Below are 15,794 nucleotides of genomic sequence, written 5' to 3' on the forward strand. Positions count from 1 at the left end.
GCGTTACCGCTGGGAGGACTGACCCCGCAACCCGGTGCCCTCGGCCCCGAGGGGCGGGGCAGGATGGAGCCATGACGATCGAGGTGTGGGCTCCCCGGGCCGAACGAGTGCGACTGCGGCGACCGGGAGCGCCCGACGTCGAGTTGAGTCGCGATGCCGGATGGTGGCGAGGCGAGGTCGCCCTCGCGCCGGGCGATGAGTACGGATTCGTCCTGGGGGACTCCGACGACCTGCGCCCCGATCCGCGCTCGCGGCGTCAACCGCGCGGCGTCCACGGGCCGTCCGCCTGGGTCGATCTCGACGCGTTCGCCTGGACCGATGCGGCGTGGACCGGTCGGCCCCTTGCCGGCGGCCTGATCTACGAGCTCCACGTCGGCACGTTCACCCCCGAGGGAACCCTTGATGCCGCCGCGACACGGCTCGACCACCTCACGGACCTCGGCGTCACGCACGTCGAGCTGCTCCCCGTGAACGGCTTCAACGGCACCCACAACTGGGGCTACGACGGTGTGCTCTGGTACACGGTGCAGGAGGAATACGGCGGTCCCTCGGCCTACCAGCGCTTCGTCGATGCCGCTCACGCCGCAGGCATCGCGGTGCTGCAGGACGTGGTCTACAACCACCTCGGGCCGAGCGGCAATTACCTGCCGGAGTTCGGCCCGTACCTGCGCGACGGCCAGAGCACCACGTGGGGGTCGAGCATCGATCTCGATCAGCCCGAGGTCCGCGCGTACATCCTCGAGAACGCGCTGTCGTGGATGCGCGACTTCCACGTCGACGGTCTGCGGCTGGACGCCGTCCATGCGCTCCACGAGTCGCCGGGGAGCCCCGTCCACATCCTGCGGGAGCTGTCGGAGCGCACCGACGCGCTGAGTACTCACCTCGGCCGTCCCCTCACGCTCATCGCCGAGAGCGACCTCAACGACCCGGTCATGATCCTGCCGCGAGAGTCGGGAGGCCACGGCCTGACGGCGCAGTGGTCGGACGACTGGCACCACGCGGTGCACGTCGCGCTCACGGGGGAGACGGACGGCTACTACGCCGACTTCGCCGCGCTGGAGGCCGTGCCCAAGACTTGGTCGCAGGGCTTCTTCCACGACGGCACACTCTCGTCGTTCCGCGGTCGTCCCCACGGCGTCCCGATCCCCGACGAGGTCCCGTCGTCGCGCCTGGTGACCTTCGCGCAGGATCACGATCAGATCGGCAACCGCGCTGCGGGCGACCGCCTCTCGGCGACCCTCTCGACCGATCGGCTGGCCGTCGCCGCCGTCCTCACCCTCACCGCTCCCGGCACGCCGATGCTGTTCATGGGTGAGGAGTGGGGGGCCTCCACGCCGTGGCAGTTCTTCACGTCGCATCCGGAGCCGGAGCTCGCGGAGGCGACTGCCCGGGGGCGGAAGGCTGAGTTCGCGCAGATGGGATGGGACGAGTCGCTCGTCCCCGATCCGAACGACCCGGCGACGTTCGATCGCTCGCGACTGGACTGGTCCGAGCGTGACAGCGGAGACCACGGCCGCCTTCTCGACCTCTATCGGCGGCTCGCAGGACTGCGGCGCGCCGTGCCGGATCTCACCGACCCGCGGCGGCCGTCTCGCGGCGCCACCAGCGCCGAGGCGATCGGGGGACGGGTCTACGAGCTCGAGCGGGGAGACGCCCGGGTGCTCGTGAACCTCTCCGAGGTCCCGTGGCGCGTGTCGCTGGGCTCGGGCGAGAGCGTGTGGCTTTCCACGCGCGAGGTCGAGCAGGACGGCGACACCGTGGTCGTCCCCGTCGACGCGGCGGTGATCGTGGGACCGTCCTCCGTTGTCAAGGCTCTGTGGGCCCAGGCCCCCACGCGTTAGCGTCGGGGCATGGCCGCCTCCCCCGACACCGCTTCCCGCGCCCGCACCGGGTTCCGATCCGATCTCGTCCGCCAGATCGGGGTGATCTCGGCCACGTGCTTCATGCTCGCCGCCGCGATGGTCGGCACGGGGCTGTTCGGCGGCACGAACGTGCGCGACCTCCAGGGCGGCGCACTCGACTCCGACGCGACGGTGCTCGCTCCCGACCGACCCGCCTTCGGGATCTGGACCGTCATCTACCTGCTCATGATCGCCTACACCGTCTGGCAGGCGCTCCCCGGGCAACGCACGCGCGAGCGGCAGCGGGCGGCCGGCGGGTGGATCGCGGCGACCGCCGTGCTCAACGGCGGCTGGCTGCTCGCGTCGCAGTTCCTGAACCTCGTGGCCACCGTCGTCGCGATCATCGTCCTTCTCGTTGCGCTCGGCGCCACGCTCCGGGTGCTCTCGCGGCACCGCGCCGACTCCGCGGTCGACGTCGTGCTCCTGGACGGGACGGTCGGGCTGCACCTCGGGTGGGTGTCTCTGGCGACCGTCGCGAACATCACGGCCTGGCTCACCGCCGAGGTCGCGCCCGCCTCCTGGGAGGCGTATCAGGACGTCGCGGGCATTGCGGTGCTCGTCGTCGTCGCCCTCGTGGGCGTCGCACTGGCGTGGCGGACCGGGGGCCGCATCGCCCCGGCGCTCGCCATGGCCTGGGGACTCGTGTGGATCGGGGTGGCCCGGACGACCGGCGAGCCGGCGTCGGCTCCCGTCGGGATCACGGCGTTCGTCGTCGCGGCCGTCGTGCTGATCGCCGCCGTCGCGGTGCGGGTCTCGCCGCGGGGCCGGTCAGTCCTTCCGCGGTGAGTCATCCGCGATCGGCCGGAGCACCCGGCAGGGGTTGCCCACCGCGACGACTCCGGCGGGGATGTCACGGGTGACCACCGAGCCGGCGCCGATGATCGCGTCGTCGCCGATCGTCACTCCCGGGGTGACCGTGACCGACCCGCCCAGCCACACGTTGTCGCCGATGGTGACGGCGCTCGCGCGCTCCCACCCTGCGCGCCGGCGCTCACGATCCTCCGCGTGGTTCGGGGTGTAGATGCTGCAGCGCGGTCCGATGAGGCAGTCGCGCCCGATCGTCACGTAGCCGCCGCCGACGATGAGGAAGTCCTTGTTGATGAACGTCCCGTCGCCGATCGTCAGGCCGACGCCGTAGTCGAGGTTGATCGGCGGTCGGAAGTCGATGCCGGAGCCGGCCCCCGGGATCAGTTCGTGGAAGAGCCGCATCGCCTCCCCGGGGTCGTCGAAGTACACGCGGTTGATCCGTGCGCAGACCGACTGCGCCTCCCACGTGAGGTCGGGGAGCTTCGCCGAGGTGCGGTACTGGATCCACTCGCCGGCGAACAGGGCGCGGACGTCGTCGTGCTCCTCGATGAGGCGCGCCAACCGGTCGGTGACCGTCACCGCCTCGCTCATCGCAGGATCTCGACGTCGACGATCCGGGCGTCGGCGGCCGTCACGGTGTGCACCTCGCCGGTCAGCTCCACCCCGGTCTGGGTCTCGCGGTCGGCGCACGACCCTCCCACCCACAGCTCGATCGATCCGGGCTCCACGATCCGCTCGCCCTGTCGCCCCGTGAACGCGAACCGCGCGGTCGGAACGTCGAAGCGGACGGTCGCACTCTCGCCCGGCTCGAGCGAGACCCGCGCGAACCCCACCAGCTGCGCGACGGGCCGCGTGACGCTGGCCACGACATCGCGCGCGTAGAGCTGCACGACGTCGGTTCCGGCTCGGGTACCGGTGTTGCGCACGCGCACCGTGGCGGCGAACCGGCCCGACGCGTCGACCTCGGCGGGCGCGCTCAACTCGGTGCGCTCGAACGTCGTGTAGGACAGTCCGAACCCGAACGGGCGGACGGGGGTGTTGTCGGCGCTCGTGATCTCGTTCGGCCCGCCCAGGAACGGGTGCAGGTACGAGTAGGGCTGCGCGCCGGCGGAGCGGGGGAGCGTGACAGGGAGTCGTCCCGAGGGGCTGGCCGCACCGGTGAGGATCCGTGCGATCGCGGCGCCGCCTTCCTCGCCCGGGAAGAAGGCCTGCACGACGGCCGATGCGGCGTGCTCCCCGTCCAGTGCCCAGTCGATCGCGTACGGGCGGCCGGAGAGCACGACGAGCACCACCGGGGTCCCCGTCGCGATGAGCCGCTGCACGAGCTCGCGCTGGACGCCCGGAAGCTCGAGGGAGTCGACGTCGTTTCCTTCACCCACCGTGCCGCGGCCGAACAGGCCTGCCCGGTCGCCCACCGCGACGATCGCCACATCGGCGTCGCGGACGAGCAGCTCCGCCTCGACGAAGCCGGAGCGGTCGGTTCCCTCCGCCGCGCACCCGAGCGCGACGTCGATCTGGGCATCGGGAAGCGTCGCCGCCAGGGAGGCGGCGAGCGTCGGGATCTCAAAGCCCAGCGGCACGTCGGGGTGGTGCGCCAGCACGTGGTTGGCAAACGAGTAACAGCCCATCAGGGCCTCGGAGCTGTCGGCGTTGGGGCCTACGACCGCGACCCGCGCGGGGCGGGCCAGCGGCAGCACGCCGTCGTTGGCGAGAAGCACCACCGATTCCTCCGCCAGGCGCGCGGCGACGGCGCGATGGGCGGGGGAGTCGAGGTCGATCTCGGTCGGCGGAGAGTCGAACGTCGCGTCCAGCAGACCCAGCTCGTCCTTCTGGGCCAGCGCCCGCGCGACCGCCCGGTCGATCAGCGCCTCGTCGACGAGTCCGGCCTGCACCATCGCCGCGAGCGGCTCCGTGTAGGCGTCCCCGGTCGGCAGTTCCACGTCGATCCCGGCTTCCAGCGCCAGTCGCGCCGCCTCGCCGCGATCGCGGGCGACGGCATGCATCGTGTGGAGGAAGGCCACGGCGAAGTAGTCGGAGACCACGATGCCGTCGAATCCCCACGTTTCGCGGAGGAGGTCGTTGAGGTACTCGGTGGTCGCGGCGACCGGGACGCCGTCGATCTCGGCGTAGGAGTTCATGACCGACCGCACGCCGCCGTCGCGCACCGCCATCTCGAAGGGCGGCAGGAACACATCGGCCAGCTCACGCGGGCCGGCGTGCACGGGGGCGTGGTTGCGCCCGGCTTGCGAGGCCGAGTACCCGACGAAGTGCTTGAGCGTCGCGTGCACGCCCGCCTCCTGCAGCCCTCGCACGTAAGCGGTGCCGATCACTCCCACGACATAGGGGTCTTCCGCGATGCACTCGTCCACCCGTCCCCAGCGCGGGTCGCGGATCACGTCGAGCACGGGGGCGAGTCCCTGGTGGATCCCCAGATCCCGCATCGATCCGCCGATGAGCTCGGCCATCTCTTCCACGAGGGCGGGATCGAACGACGCGCCCCACGCGAGCGGGGTCGGGAAGGTGGCCGCCTTCCACGCGGCCAGCCCCGTCAAGCACTCCTCGTGGACGAGGGCGGGGATCCCGAGCCGGGTCTCGGTGACCAGGCGGCGCTGTTCGGCCCACAGCCACGCCGCGCGTTCGACGGGGTCGACGGGTCGGGTGCCGTACACGCGGGTGAGGTGGCCGAGGCCGTGGACGGTCGCGTCCTCATAGCGCGTCGAGGTCGCCATCTCGCCGGCCATCGGCGCGACGACCTCGTCTCCCTGGTCGACCCAGAAGCCGACCAGTTGGGCGAGCTTCTCGTCGAGGGTCATCCGCGCGAGCAGGTCGGAGACGCGCGTGGAGAGGGCGGGGTCGGTCAGTGTCACTGCCGTAGCTCCTTCAATGGGGGTGGTCTCAGCCCTTGACGGCGCCGGTGAGTCCACCGACGATGCGCCGCTCGAAGAGGCTGAAGAACACGAGTGCGGGGATCATCGACAGAGAGGTGAAGGCGAGGACCTTGGCCGTGTCGACCGAGTACTGCGACGAGAACGCCTGGACGCCCAGCGGCAGGGTGTAGGTGGCTTCGTTGTTCAGGATGAACAGCGGAAGCAGGTAGCTGTTCCAGCTGCCGATGAAGGCGAGGATGCCCACCGTGATGACGCCCGGGATCGACAGCGGCAGCACCATGCGCCAGAAGAAGCCCAGCCGGCCGCAGCCGTCGATGAACGCCGCCTCCTGGATCTCGTCGGGAATCGCGCGCAGGAAGGGCACCAGGATGATGATCGTCGTCGGCAGGGCGAACGCGATCTGGGGCAGGATGATGCCGGCGAGCGAGTTCATGAGCCCGAGGTCGCGGATGACGATGTACAGCGGCGTGATCGCGACGGTGATGGGGAACATGAGCCCCGCGGCGAACAGTGCGTACAGCACGCCGCGACCGCGGAAGCGATAGCGCGCGATGACATAGCTGGCCATGAGCCCCAGCACGACGACACCGGCCGTCGTGGCGGTGGCCGCGATCACGGAGTTGAGCACCTGGCCCCAGAACTGGGGACCCGTGAGCACCGTGAGGTAGTTCTCGAAGTTCCACGGGTCCGGCCATCCCGCCGGGTCCACCGTGATCTGGGAGTTGCTGCGGAACCCGCCGATGATGATGTAGAGCACGGGGGCCAGCATCAGCGCGATCACGATGAGCGCGACGAAGTACACCAGGGGGTTGCCCCAGGGGAGCTTCTCCTTGCGGCGCCGGGAGCGGCCGGGTTCGCTCGTGGAGACGGCGGCGGTGGCGGGTGCGGTGAGGGTGGTCATCGGCCCTTCTTCCCTTCCGTGAGGGCGCCCTCGGTATCGCGCCGGAGCACGAAGCGCTGGTAGATCAGCGCGACGATGAGCGAGATGACGAAGATCACGACGGCGACGGCATTACCGAAGCCGAAGTTCCCGGCGTTTCGTCCGTTGACGACCATGTAGGTCGCCATCGTCGAGGTGCCGGCCGTGGAGGCCACGTACTGGCCCCAGATGATGTAGACGAGGTCGAACAGCTGCAGGGCGCCGATGATCGACAGGAAGGCCCAGATTCGGAGCGTCGGAGCCAGCAGCGGCAGGGTGATCCGCCAGTGCGCCTGCCAATAGCCGGCGCCGTCGAGGGCGGCCGCCTCGTAGAGCTCTTCGGGGATGCCCTGGAGCCCGGCGAGGAAGAGGATCACGGCGAACCCGACGTACTTCCAGGTGAGGATCGCCATGAGCGTCCAGATCGCGATCGAGGGGTCGGAGATCCAGTCCTGTGCCCAGTCGCCCAGCCCGATGCTCTCGAGCATGCCGTTGAGGGCGCCCTGAGTCTGGAGCATGAGGCCGAAGCCCGTACCCACGACGACCTCGGCGATGACGTAGGGCACGAAGATCAGCACGCGGATGATCGACTGTCCGCGCATCCTGCGGTTCAGGAGCAGGGCCAGCAGAACCGCGACCGGGCCCTGCAGCACGATCGAGGCGATGACGATGAACCCGTTGTGACCGAGCGCCTCGATGAAGGTGGGGTCGGTCAGGATCACGAGGTAGTTCTGGAGCCCCACGAAGTCGGTGGGAGCGCCGTAACCCTGCCACCGGAAGAAGCCGTAGTAGGCCGCCATCACGACGGGGAAGATGACGAAGCCGAGGAAGATGACCAGAGCCGGCCCCACCAGGAGCAGGATCTCGAGCCGTCCCGACCAGCCGATCCCTCGCGGACGGCGGCGCGGCGAGGGCGGGGGCGGCGTGTGACCGCCCCCGCCGTGCTGCGCGAGATCCGTCTGCGGCGTGTTCGTCACAGATGTCTCGCTGAGTGACATGATGCCGGTCAGCCCTTCTTCGCCGCGTCGGCGACGGAGGTGATCATCTGCTCCGGCGTGCTCTTGCCCGCCAGCAGATCCACCACGGCGACGTTCAGCGCGTTGCCGACGTTCTGACCGAGGACGGTGTCGAGCCACTGCGAGACGAACGGCGCCTTGTTGTAGGCCTCGAGGACCTGCTTCAGGTACTCCTCCGTCACGGCCTTCTGGGCCACGGTGTTCACCGGCGGGGCGTTGTAGGCCTTGTAGTACGCCTCCTGCTGCTCGGCCGAGGCCACGAAGTTCAGGAAGTCGGCGCACTCCTTGGGAGCCTTCGCGGAGCAGGAGTACCCGTCCACGCCACCCATCATCGAGCCGGGCTCACCCTGGCCGCCGCTGATCTCCGGGAAGGGGAACCAGGCGAGGTCGGGGAGGGGCTTCTCGTCGGGGGTGAGCGAGGCGATCACGCCCGGGTCCCACGCGCCCATGAGCTCCATCGCGGCCTTGTGGTTGGCGACGAGGCCCGCGGAGCTTCCCGCGCCCTGCTGTGCCGAGGTGGTGAGGAAGCCCTCGTTGAAGGGCTGGACCGCCGCGAAGTCGGCGAGGTCCTGAGCGGCCTTCAGCCAGCACGGGTCGCTGAAGTCCTTCGAGTCGCCGGTGGCTTCGATGGTCTTCGGGCTGCACTCGCGCAGAGCGAAGTTGTAGTACCAGTGGGCGGCCGGCCACGCGTCCTTCGCGCCGAGCGCGATCGGGGCGATGTCGGCGTCCTTGAGCTGACCGACGATGGTCTTGAGCTCGTCGATCGTGGTCGGGGTCGCCGAGACCCCGGCGTCCTTGAACAGGTCGGAGCTGTACCAGAATCCGCTCGGGAGCACGGCGAGGGGCATGGCCCACACCTTGTCCTGGTAGGTCTCCGCCTTGAAGGATCCGTCGGAGATCTCCTTGCGAGCGGTGTCGCTGATGAGGTCCGTCAGGTCCATCAGCTGGCCCGCCTGGACCATCGCGGTCATCTTGCCACCGCCGCGCTGGAGGAAGATGTCCGGCGGGTCGCCGGCGTTCAGCGCCGTCTGAAGCTTGCCGTCCATGTCCTCGTTCTGGACGGACTGCATCTTGATGGTGACGTTCTTGTTCTCCTTCTCGAACGCGGCGATCGCGTCCTTCCAGAACTGCTGGCCCGCTCCAGTGGTGGAGTTCTGCCAGAGCGTCATCTCCACGGGGCCGTCGCCGGTGTTCGGGTTGTCACCCCCGCCGGTACACGCGCTCAGAGCAAGCGAGCTCGCGACCAGGAGCGTCGCTCCGGCCAGGATCTTCTTGGCTTTCATGTGATTCCTGTTCTCTTCGTCGAGTCGGCGTCCCTCGCGATGCTGCGAGGACGGGCGGTTCTCCGCCGTGCGGGAGCGGGTACTCCCGGGCGGGGATCCGTGTCCGGGCTGTCCGGCCGCCATAAGTTTCTAAGCACAACAAACACGTGTCAAACGTTTTCGAAACCGTTTTCCATTCCGTTATCCTCTCGGTATGAGCGGCCATCGTCCGACGATCCACGACGTCGCCGCGCGCGCCGGCGTCTCGGTGGCAACGGTGTCGAAGGCCGTCAACGGTCGCTACGGCGTAGCGCGGGACACGGTGGATCGCGTGCTCGAAGCGGTGGCCGAACTCGGCTACGAGTCCAGTCTGATCGCCAGCAGTATGCGGGCGCGACGCACCGGCGTCATCGGCGTGCTCGTCGCCGACTTCGAGCCGTTCAGCGCCGAGGTGCTCAAGGGTGTCGGCGAGGCGCTGCGCGACACACCCTACGACCTGCTCGCCTACACGGGCTCGCGTGGCGACGAGGAGGGGTGGGAGCGTCGGTCGCTGTCGCGTCTGAGCGGCACGCTCATCGACGGCGCCATCATGGTGACCCCCACGGTCGTGAACGTGAGCACCGATGTCCCCGTCGTCGCGATCGACCCCCACACCGGTCGCGCCGATCTCCCCATCGTGGAGTGCGACAGCTTCGGAGGCGCCCGGGAGGCCACGCGCTACCTGATCGAGCTCGGCCACCGCCGGATCGGATTCATCGCCGGTCGCGCCGATCTCCGCTCCTCGATCGCCCGAGACGCGGGGTACCGCAGTGCGCTCGCCGACGCCGGGCTCCGTTTCGAGCCGGCCTTCGTCGCCTCCGGCCGCTATCGCGAGGAGACCGTGCGCGAGGTCGCGATCGAGATGCTCTCGGCGCGGTCGCGCCCCACGGCGGTCTTCGCGGCCAACGACATCTCCGCGCTCGCCATCCTGCAGGTCGCCTCGGAGCTCGGAATCGACGTGCCGGGCGACCTGTCGATCATCGGCTTCGACGACATCCCCGAGGCGACACGACTCCCTGTGCCCCTGACGACGGTGCGTCAGCCGATGGGGCGCCTCGGCGCGGAAGCGGCGGGGATGCTCCTGGCGTTCATGCGGGGCGAGGAGCCGCCCTCGACCCACTTGCGTCTGCCGACCAAGCTCATCCCTCGCGCGACGACGGCTCCACCGCGCTGACGGGATCGCGCAGCAGATCGGCGAAGGCGACCTCGGCGGCGCCGATCAGCAGGCGGTCCTCGCCGAGCGCGGCCAGGCGGATCGTCAGGTCCTCGCCGTTGGCGGGCATGGCCTGCGCGCGCACGGCATCGGTGAGCTCCTCCACCCCTGCCGCGGCCAAGGTGGCGAGGAATCCGCCCAGGACGATGACGCGCGGGTTGAGGACGTTGACGACGTTCGCGAGCGCGGTGGCGAGGATGCGACGCTGGCGAGCGACCTCGTCGTGCGCGGCGGCGTCGCCTCCCGCGAGCGCAGCGGCCAGGGTCGGCTCGTCGGCCGCGGAGAGTCCCACGGCGGCGAGCAGCCGTGCGCGGCTGACCTCGTCTTCCAGCACTCCGCCCTCGGCGCGGCGGTCGTCGGGCGAGGCGATGCCGGGCCGGTTCTGGCCGAACTCGCCGGCATAGCCTCCGGCGCCGGTGACCGGGATCCCGTGGACGATGAGGCCGCCGCCGATACCGCTCGCGCCACCGTTGAGGTAGACCACATCGTCGACGCCGTGGGCGGCTCCGAACAGGTGCTCGGCCAGCACGCCTGCGCTGGCGTCGTTGGCGACGACCGTGTCGAGTCCCGTCGCGGTGCGCAGGAGCGGACCGAGCGCCGCGTCGATCCAGTGCAGGTGCGGTGCTTCGCGCACGATGGCGTCCTCGGTGCGCACGAGGCCGGGCACCGCCACGCCGGCGGCCACGAACCGCGCCGTGGGCAGTTCGCCCCGTCGCCACCGGGCGAGTTCGGTCGCGACCAGCTCCGCGGTCTCTTCGGGAGAGGGCGGGGCGCTCACCTCGATGCGGCTGCGTGCGGCGATCGTGCGGTCAAGGCCCACCGCGGCGATCGTGACGGCATCGATCTCGGGGTTCACGGCGAGGGCCATCACGCGCGGGTCGGCTGCGACGACGGGGGACGGGCGCCCCACGCGTCCGACCGGATCGGGAGCGCGCTCCACGACCAGGCCGCAGGCGACGAGGTCGGCGACGAGGTCGGCGATGGTGGAGCGGTTCAGCCCCGTCGCCTCGGTGAGCGCTGCTCGGGAGAGGGGTCCCTGTCGATGGACCAACTGCACCAGACGGGCGAGATTTGCCTGTCTGACTCCCACGGTGTCGCGCATCCGTCCACTGTAGGGCGTGGGCGGGACCCGGCGCGCGGGCTGGCGCACGAGCGTTTGGTGGTATAGGTTGTCGTTGACAACAATCACTCGCACGTCGCGCAAAGGAGCGTCATGCCCACCCCAACTCCCGCCGACAAGTTCACTTTCGGACTCTGGACCATCGGCTACAACGGAACCGACCCCTTCGGCGGCCCCACCCGTCCCGCGCTCGACGTCGTCCACGCCGTCGAGAAGCTCGCCGAGCTCGGCGCGTACGGACTCACCTTCCACGACGACGACCTGTTCGCCTTCGGCTCCAGCGAGGCGGAGCGGCAGAACCAGATCGACCGCCTCAAGGGTGCACTCAGCGCCACCGGCCTGACGGTGCCGATGGTCACCACCAACCTCTTCAGCGCCCCCGTGTTCAAGGACGGCGGGTTCACCTCGAACGACCGCGATGTCCGCCGGTTCGCGATCCGCAAGGTCCTTCGTCAGATCGACCTCGGTGCCGAGCTCGGCGCGCAGACCTTCGTCATGTGGGGTGGTCGCGAGGGTGCCGAGTACGACTCCGCGAAGGACATCCGTCAGGCGCTGGAGCGCTACCGCGAGGCGGTCAACTTCCTCGGCGACTATGTCGTGAGCAAGGGGTACGACCTGCGGTTCGCGATCGAGCCCAAGCCCAACGAGCCCCGAGGCGACATCCTCCTTCCCACCGTGGGCCACGCTCTCGCCTTCATCGAGTCGCTCGAGCGGCCCGAGCTCGTGGGCCTGAACCCCGAGGTCGGTCACGAGCAGATGGCGGGCCTCAACTTCGCCGCCGGCATCGCGCAGGCGCTGTACCACGGGAAGCTCTTCCACATCGACCTCAACGGCCAGCGCGGGATCAAGTACGACCAGGACCTCGTGTTCGGTCACGGTGATCTGCACAACGCCTTCGCCCTGGTCGACCTGCTCGAGAACGGTGGCCCGAACGGCGGCCCCGCCTACACCGGACCGCGCCACTTCGACTACAAGCCGAGTCGGACCGAGGACGAGACGGGCGTGTGGGATTCCGCCGCGGCGAACATGCGCACCTACCTCCTCCTCAAGGAGCGGGCAGCTGCGTTCCGCGCCGACCCCGAGGTGCAGGAGGCGCTCGCCACCGCGCGGGTTCCGGAGCTCGCGCAGCCGACCTTCGCCGAGGGGGAGACCTACGACGAGTTCGTCGCCGACCGCTCGGCCTACGAGGACTTCGACACCGACGCGTACCTCGGCGGCAAGGGCTTCGGTTTCGTGCGACTGCAGCAGCTCGCAACCGAGCACCTGCTCGGCGCCCGCTGACCCACCCCTCGTGAACCGGTCGTCCGCACTGCGGGCGGCCGGTTCCCTCGATCGGCAGAAGGAAGCCGCAATGGCACTGGTGATGGGCGTCGACTCCTCGACGCAATCGTGCAAGGTCGTGATCGTCGACACCGACAGCGGGCGGATCGTGCGCCAGGGGCGCGCGTCGCACCCCGACGGCACGAGTGTCGATCCCGAAGCGTGGTGGACCGCGCTGCAGCAGGCGATCGCCGCCGCCGGCGGCATGGACGACGTCTCCGCGTGGGCGATCGGTGGGCAGCAGCACGGCATGGTGGCACTCGACGGCGCGGGTGCCGTGGTCCGCGATGCGTTGCTGTGGAACGACACCCGGTCGGCCGGAGCGGCCAGTGACCTCATCGCCGAGTTCGGCGCCGAGGAACTGGTGCGCCGCACCGGCCTCGTCCCCGTCGCGTCGTTCACGATCACCAAGCTGCGGTGGCTGCGCGACCACGAGCCCGAGAACGCCGAGCGCGTCGCTGCGGTCGCCCTGCCGCACGACTGGCTCACCTGGCGACTTCGGGGCTACGGGCCCCGCGCGGGCGAGAGTCCCGATCTGGCGGAGCTCGTGACCGACCGCTCCGACGCCTCGGGAACCGGCTACTGGAACCCCGATGACGACGGGTATGACCGTGAGCTGCTCGTCGCGGCGCTCGGCCACGACGCTGTCCTGCCGCGCGTCCTCGGGCCTCGGGAGTGGGTGACCGACGCGGCCGGACGCCGGGTGGGTCCGGGTGCGGGCGACAATGCCGGCGCGGGCCTCGGGGTCGGAGCGCGCGTGGGCGACGTGGTCGTCTCCATCGGAACGAGCGGCACGGTCTTCGCGATCAGCGACAAGCCGGTGCGGGATGCGTCGGGAACCGTCGCGGGCTTCGCCGACGCCGACGGTCATTTCCTCCCCATCGTCGTCACCCTCAACGCGGCACGCGTCCTCGACGCGATCGCTCGTCTGCTCGGCGTCGACCACGACGAGCTCTCCCGTCTCGCGCTGGCGGCCGAACCCGGGGCAGGAGGTCTCACCCTCCTGCCCTACTTCGAGGGCGAACGCACCCCCAACCTCCCCGACGCCACGGCGTCGTTGACCGGCATGACCCTCGCCTCGACGACGCGCGAGAACCTCGCCCGCGCCGCCGTGGAGGGCATGCTCGGGGGGCTCGGCGCGGGTCTTGCCGCCCTCCGCGAACTCGGCGTGCCGATCGAGCGGGCGCTCCTGATCGGTGGGGGAGCGCAGTCCGAGGCCGTCCGCCGGATCGCACCGGACGTGTTCGGCGTTCCCGTCGAGGTCCCCGAGCCGGGGGAGTACGTTGCTCTCGGCGCCGCACGCCAGGCCGCATCGGTGCTCTGACGACACGACGGGACGGGCGACCCCGCACCGCCTCCGGCGACCGATCCGCGGTCAGAACGTCTGCGCGAAGGCGCGGAGGACGCGCGGCGGCTCACTGAGCGACGCGGCCAGCACCCGGGCGGCGATCGCGTCGTAGTCGCTCGCGGCGAAGTAGCCGTCGTCGCGGTAGACCGCCATGCGCTCCGTGAAGGCCCGACCCGTGGGCTCCGGATGGAACTGCGTCGCGTACAGTCGCTCACCCACGCGGTATGCCTGCACCGGGCACGCGTCGCCCGTGGCCAGGAGCACCGCCCCCGCGGGGAGCGTCTCCACGCCCTCCTTGTGGGCGGTCAGGGCTTCGAACCGGTCGGCGAGTCCGCCGAACAGCCGATCGGTGGCGGCTTCGGGCCTCAGCGAGACCACCGTCGGGCCGGTGTCCTCGGGGTGAGCGCGGGTGACCTCTCCGCCGAGGGCCCGGGTCGCGACGCCGATGCCGTAGCACGTGAACAGTCCCGCGACCCGCCCGTCTGCCGCCTCGTGCGCCAGGCGCGCCAGATCCGCCTCGACCCGCCGCTGGATGTCGGTCTTCGTCGACTCGGGATCGGTCACATTGAACGGGCTGCCGCCGACGACGAAACCCCGCCAGCGATCCAGGGCGTCGGCAGGAAGCGGCGCGGCCACCAGATCCCACCGCTCCAGCTCCGACTCCTTCGCGCGCATCGCGGTGCGGAAGGACTCGTATTCGGCGGCCGCTGCACCCTGTTGCGGACGCGCGCACAGATAGACGAGGGGACGCATGGACCGAGTCTAGGCGGGGCGTCGGATCCGTTTCCGGAGATTTCCGCGCCGCATGTATCAGACCGACTCTGGTCCCACTCCTCCTCATATGGCCACAATGGGCGGTATGACTGCAACCGACCCGTCGCACGTGCGGGAAGATCCGGACGACGACGGGCGGGAGGTCGGCGACGGCTCCATCTGGGAACGCGCATCTGCCGCCTTCGGGCGGTGGCGCCGCGGCGACGCTCGCGCGATGGACGACCTCGTCCGCCTCATGACGCCCGTGCTCTGGCACGTCGTTCGCGCATACGGGCTCGAGCGCGCGCTCGCGGAGGACGTCGTCCAGACGACGTGGCTGACTCTCGTGCGCCGCCACGACGGCATCGCCGACGAGCGGGCCGTGGCGGGCTGGCTCACCACGTGCGCGCGCCGCGAGGCCTGGCGCACCGCGCGGGCTCAGCAACGCGTCCGCCCCACCGAGGACGCGGAGATCGAACCGCTCCTGGCCGTGGCCGAGTCGGCGGAGACGCACGCCCAGGCCGCTGACAGCGACCATCGCCTGTGGCGGGCGGTCCGCACCCTCGACGAACGCTGCGGCCGGTTGCTGCGCGTCGTCGCCTTCGAGGAGCGCCCCGACTACGCGAGCATCGCCGCCGACCTGTCGATGCCGGTCGGATCGATCGGCCCCACGCGGCGCCGCTGTCTGGACAAGCTACGCGCGGCGCTCGCCGCCGACGGATGGACGGGAGACGCCCATGGGCGCTGACGACGACGCTGTGCTGTTCCACGCGCTCCGGCGCACGTGGGAGGAGATCGACCCGATGCCGGCCGATCTCGTCGACCGGATGGTGGCCTCGGTGGCCACCGCCGACCTGTCGCGCGAGTACGCGCTGCTGACCCTGGTCTCGCAGACCGAGTTGGCGGCCGTCCGCGGCGACGCCGATGCCCTCACGCTGCAGTTCAGCGACGGGACGGCGAGCGTCCTCGTCCACGTCGTCGCTGCCGCCGACGGCCGACGACGCGTGGACGGCTGGATCGACGCAGCCACCGTCTCGATCGAGCTCGAGCAGGACGAGCGCACCTGGAGTGCCGTTCCCGAGCACGGGCGCTTCGCCTTCGACGACGTGCCCAGCGGCATGACGCGTTTGCGCATCGTGCTGGAGGAGGCGACGGAGGCCGGCACACCCGCAGAGCTCCGCACTCCCCGCTTCGAGGTCTAGCTCCAC

Annotated in this window: 14 protein-coding genes; 7 read left to right on the forward strand and 7 right to left on the reverse strand. The window is 70.4% G+C overall.

Annotated elements, in window-relative coordinates:
- Positions 1-71: 71 nt before the first annotated feature.
- Together treZ and QM591_RS11645 are read left to right on the forward strand one after the other, a co-directional pair.
- Positions 72-1,841 carry a malto-oligosyltrehalose trehalohydrolase gene (treZ, locus tag QM591_RS11640; RefSeq protein ID WP_415132564.1) on the forward strand — a complete coding sequence of 590 codons (1,770 nt, stop codon included), beginning with the start codon at positions 72-74 and terminating at the stop codon, positions 1,839-1,841.
- Between the two features lie 9 nt (positions 1,842-1,850).
- Entirely contained in the window at positions 1,851-2,687 is an 837-nt protein-coding gene (locus QM591_RS11645) for a TspO/MBR family protein (protein WP_415132565.1), read from the forward strand.
- Here the strand turns inward: QM591_RS11645 and QM591_RS11650 are convergent.
- From QM591_RS11650 to QM591_RS11670, 5 genes are all read right to left on the reverse strand, one after another.
- Entirely contained in the window at positions 2,670-3,299 is a 630-nt protein-coding gene (locus QM591_RS11650) for a sugar O-acetyltransferase (RefSeq protein WP_415132566.1), read from the reverse strand. The two genes, QM591_RS11645 and QM591_RS11650, sit on opposite strands and share 18 nt — an antisense overlap.
- Positions 3,296-5,521: a glycoside hydrolase family 3 N-terminal domain-containing protein gene (locus QM591_RS11655; RefSeq protein ID WP_415132618.1), complete on the reverse strand. Its 2,226-nt coding sequence runs from the start codon at positions 5,519-5,521 to the stop codon at positions 3,296-3,298. The genes QM591_RS11650 and QM591_RS11655 overlap by 4 nt, the downstream gene beginning before the upstream one ends.
- 82 nt (positions 5,522-5,603) lie before the next feature.
- On the reverse strand, positions 5,604-6,497 hold the full coding sequence (locus QM591_RS11660) for a carbohydrate ABC transporter permease (RefSeq protein ID WP_415132567.1): 894 nt from the start codon (positions 6,495-6,497) through the stop codon (positions 5,604-5,606).
- A complete protein-coding gene (locus QM591_RS11665) occupies positions 6,494-7,513 on the reverse strand; it encodes a carbohydrate ABC transporter permease (protein WP_415132568.1) in 1,020 nt (339 codons plus the stop codon). The genes QM591_RS11660 and QM591_RS11665 overlap by 4 nt, the downstream gene beginning before the upstream one ends.
- An 8-nt stretch (positions 7,514-7,521) precedes the next feature.
- Entirely contained in the window at positions 7,522-8,814 is a 1,293-nt protein-coding gene (locus tag QM591_RS11670) for an ABC transporter substrate-binding protein (protein ID WP_415132569.1), read from the reverse strand.
- A gap of 193 nt (positions 8,815-9,007) precedes the next feature.
- Here QM591_RS11670 and QM591_RS11675 point away from each other — a divergent pair, with 193 nt between their 5' ends.
- A complete protein-coding gene (locus QM591_RS11675) occupies positions 9,008-10,006 on the forward strand; it encodes a LacI family DNA-binding transcriptional regulator (protein WP_415132570.1) in 999 nt (332 codons plus the stop codon).
- Here the strand turns inward: QM591_RS11675 and QM591_RS11680 are convergent.
- Positions 9,972-11,147: an ROK family protein gene (locus tag QM591_RS11680; protein ID WP_415132571.1), complete on the reverse strand. Its 1,176-nt coding sequence runs from the start codon at positions 11,145-11,147 to the stop codon at positions 9,972-9,974. The genes QM591_RS11675 and QM591_RS11680 overlap by 35 nt on opposite strands.
- Positions 11,148-11,258: 111 nt before the next feature.
- On the opposite strand from QM591_RS11680, the gene xylA reads away from it, so the two are divergent.
- On the forward strand, positions 11,259-12,446 hold the full coding sequence (gene xylA, locus QM591_RS11685; RefSeq protein ID WP_415132572.1) for a xylose isomerase: 1,188 nt from the start codon (positions 11,259-11,261) through the stop codon (positions 12,444-12,446).
- A gap of 70 nt (positions 12,447-12,516) precedes the next feature.
- The gene (gene xylB, locus QM591_RS11690; RefSeq protein ID WP_415132573.1) at positions 12,517-13,809 is read left to right on the forward strand and encodes a xylulokinase; all 1,293 of its coding nucleotides are present in this window, start codon (positions 12,517-12,519) and stop codon (positions 13,807-13,809) included.
- Between the two features lie 51 nt (positions 13,810-13,860).
- On the opposite strand, the gene QM591_RS11695 is transcribed toward xylB, so the two are convergent.
- Positions 13,861-14,586 carry a glutamine amidotransferase-related protein gene (locus tag QM591_RS11695; protein WP_415132574.1) on the reverse strand — a complete coding sequence of 242 codons (726 nt, stop codon included), beginning with the start codon at positions 14,584-14,586 and terminating at the stop codon, positions 13,861-13,863.
- Between the two features lie 106 nt (positions 14,587-14,692).
- Between QM591_RS11695 and QM591_RS11700 the strand changes: the two genes are divergently transcribed.
- Together QM591_RS11700 and QM591_RS11705 are read left to right on the forward strand one after the other, a co-directional pair.
- Positions 14,693-15,334, forward strand: coding sequence for an RNA polymerase sigma factor (locus tag QM591_RS11700; RefSeq protein ID WP_415132575.1), 642 nt, complete (start codon positions 14,693-14,695; stop codon positions 15,332-15,334).
- Positions 15,324-15,788, forward strand: coding sequence for a hypothetical protein (locus QM591_RS11705; protein WP_415132576.1), 465 nt, complete (start codon positions 15,324-15,326; stop codon positions 15,786-15,788). The genes QM591_RS11700 and QM591_RS11705 overlap by 11 nt, the downstream gene beginning before the upstream one ends.
- Positions 15,789-15,794 lie beyond the last annotated feature (6 nt).

This window comes from Microbacterium sp. (assembly GCF_047607225.1).
Lineage (GTDB): Bacteria > Actinomycetota > Actinomycetes > Actinomycetales > Microbacteriaceae > Microbacterium.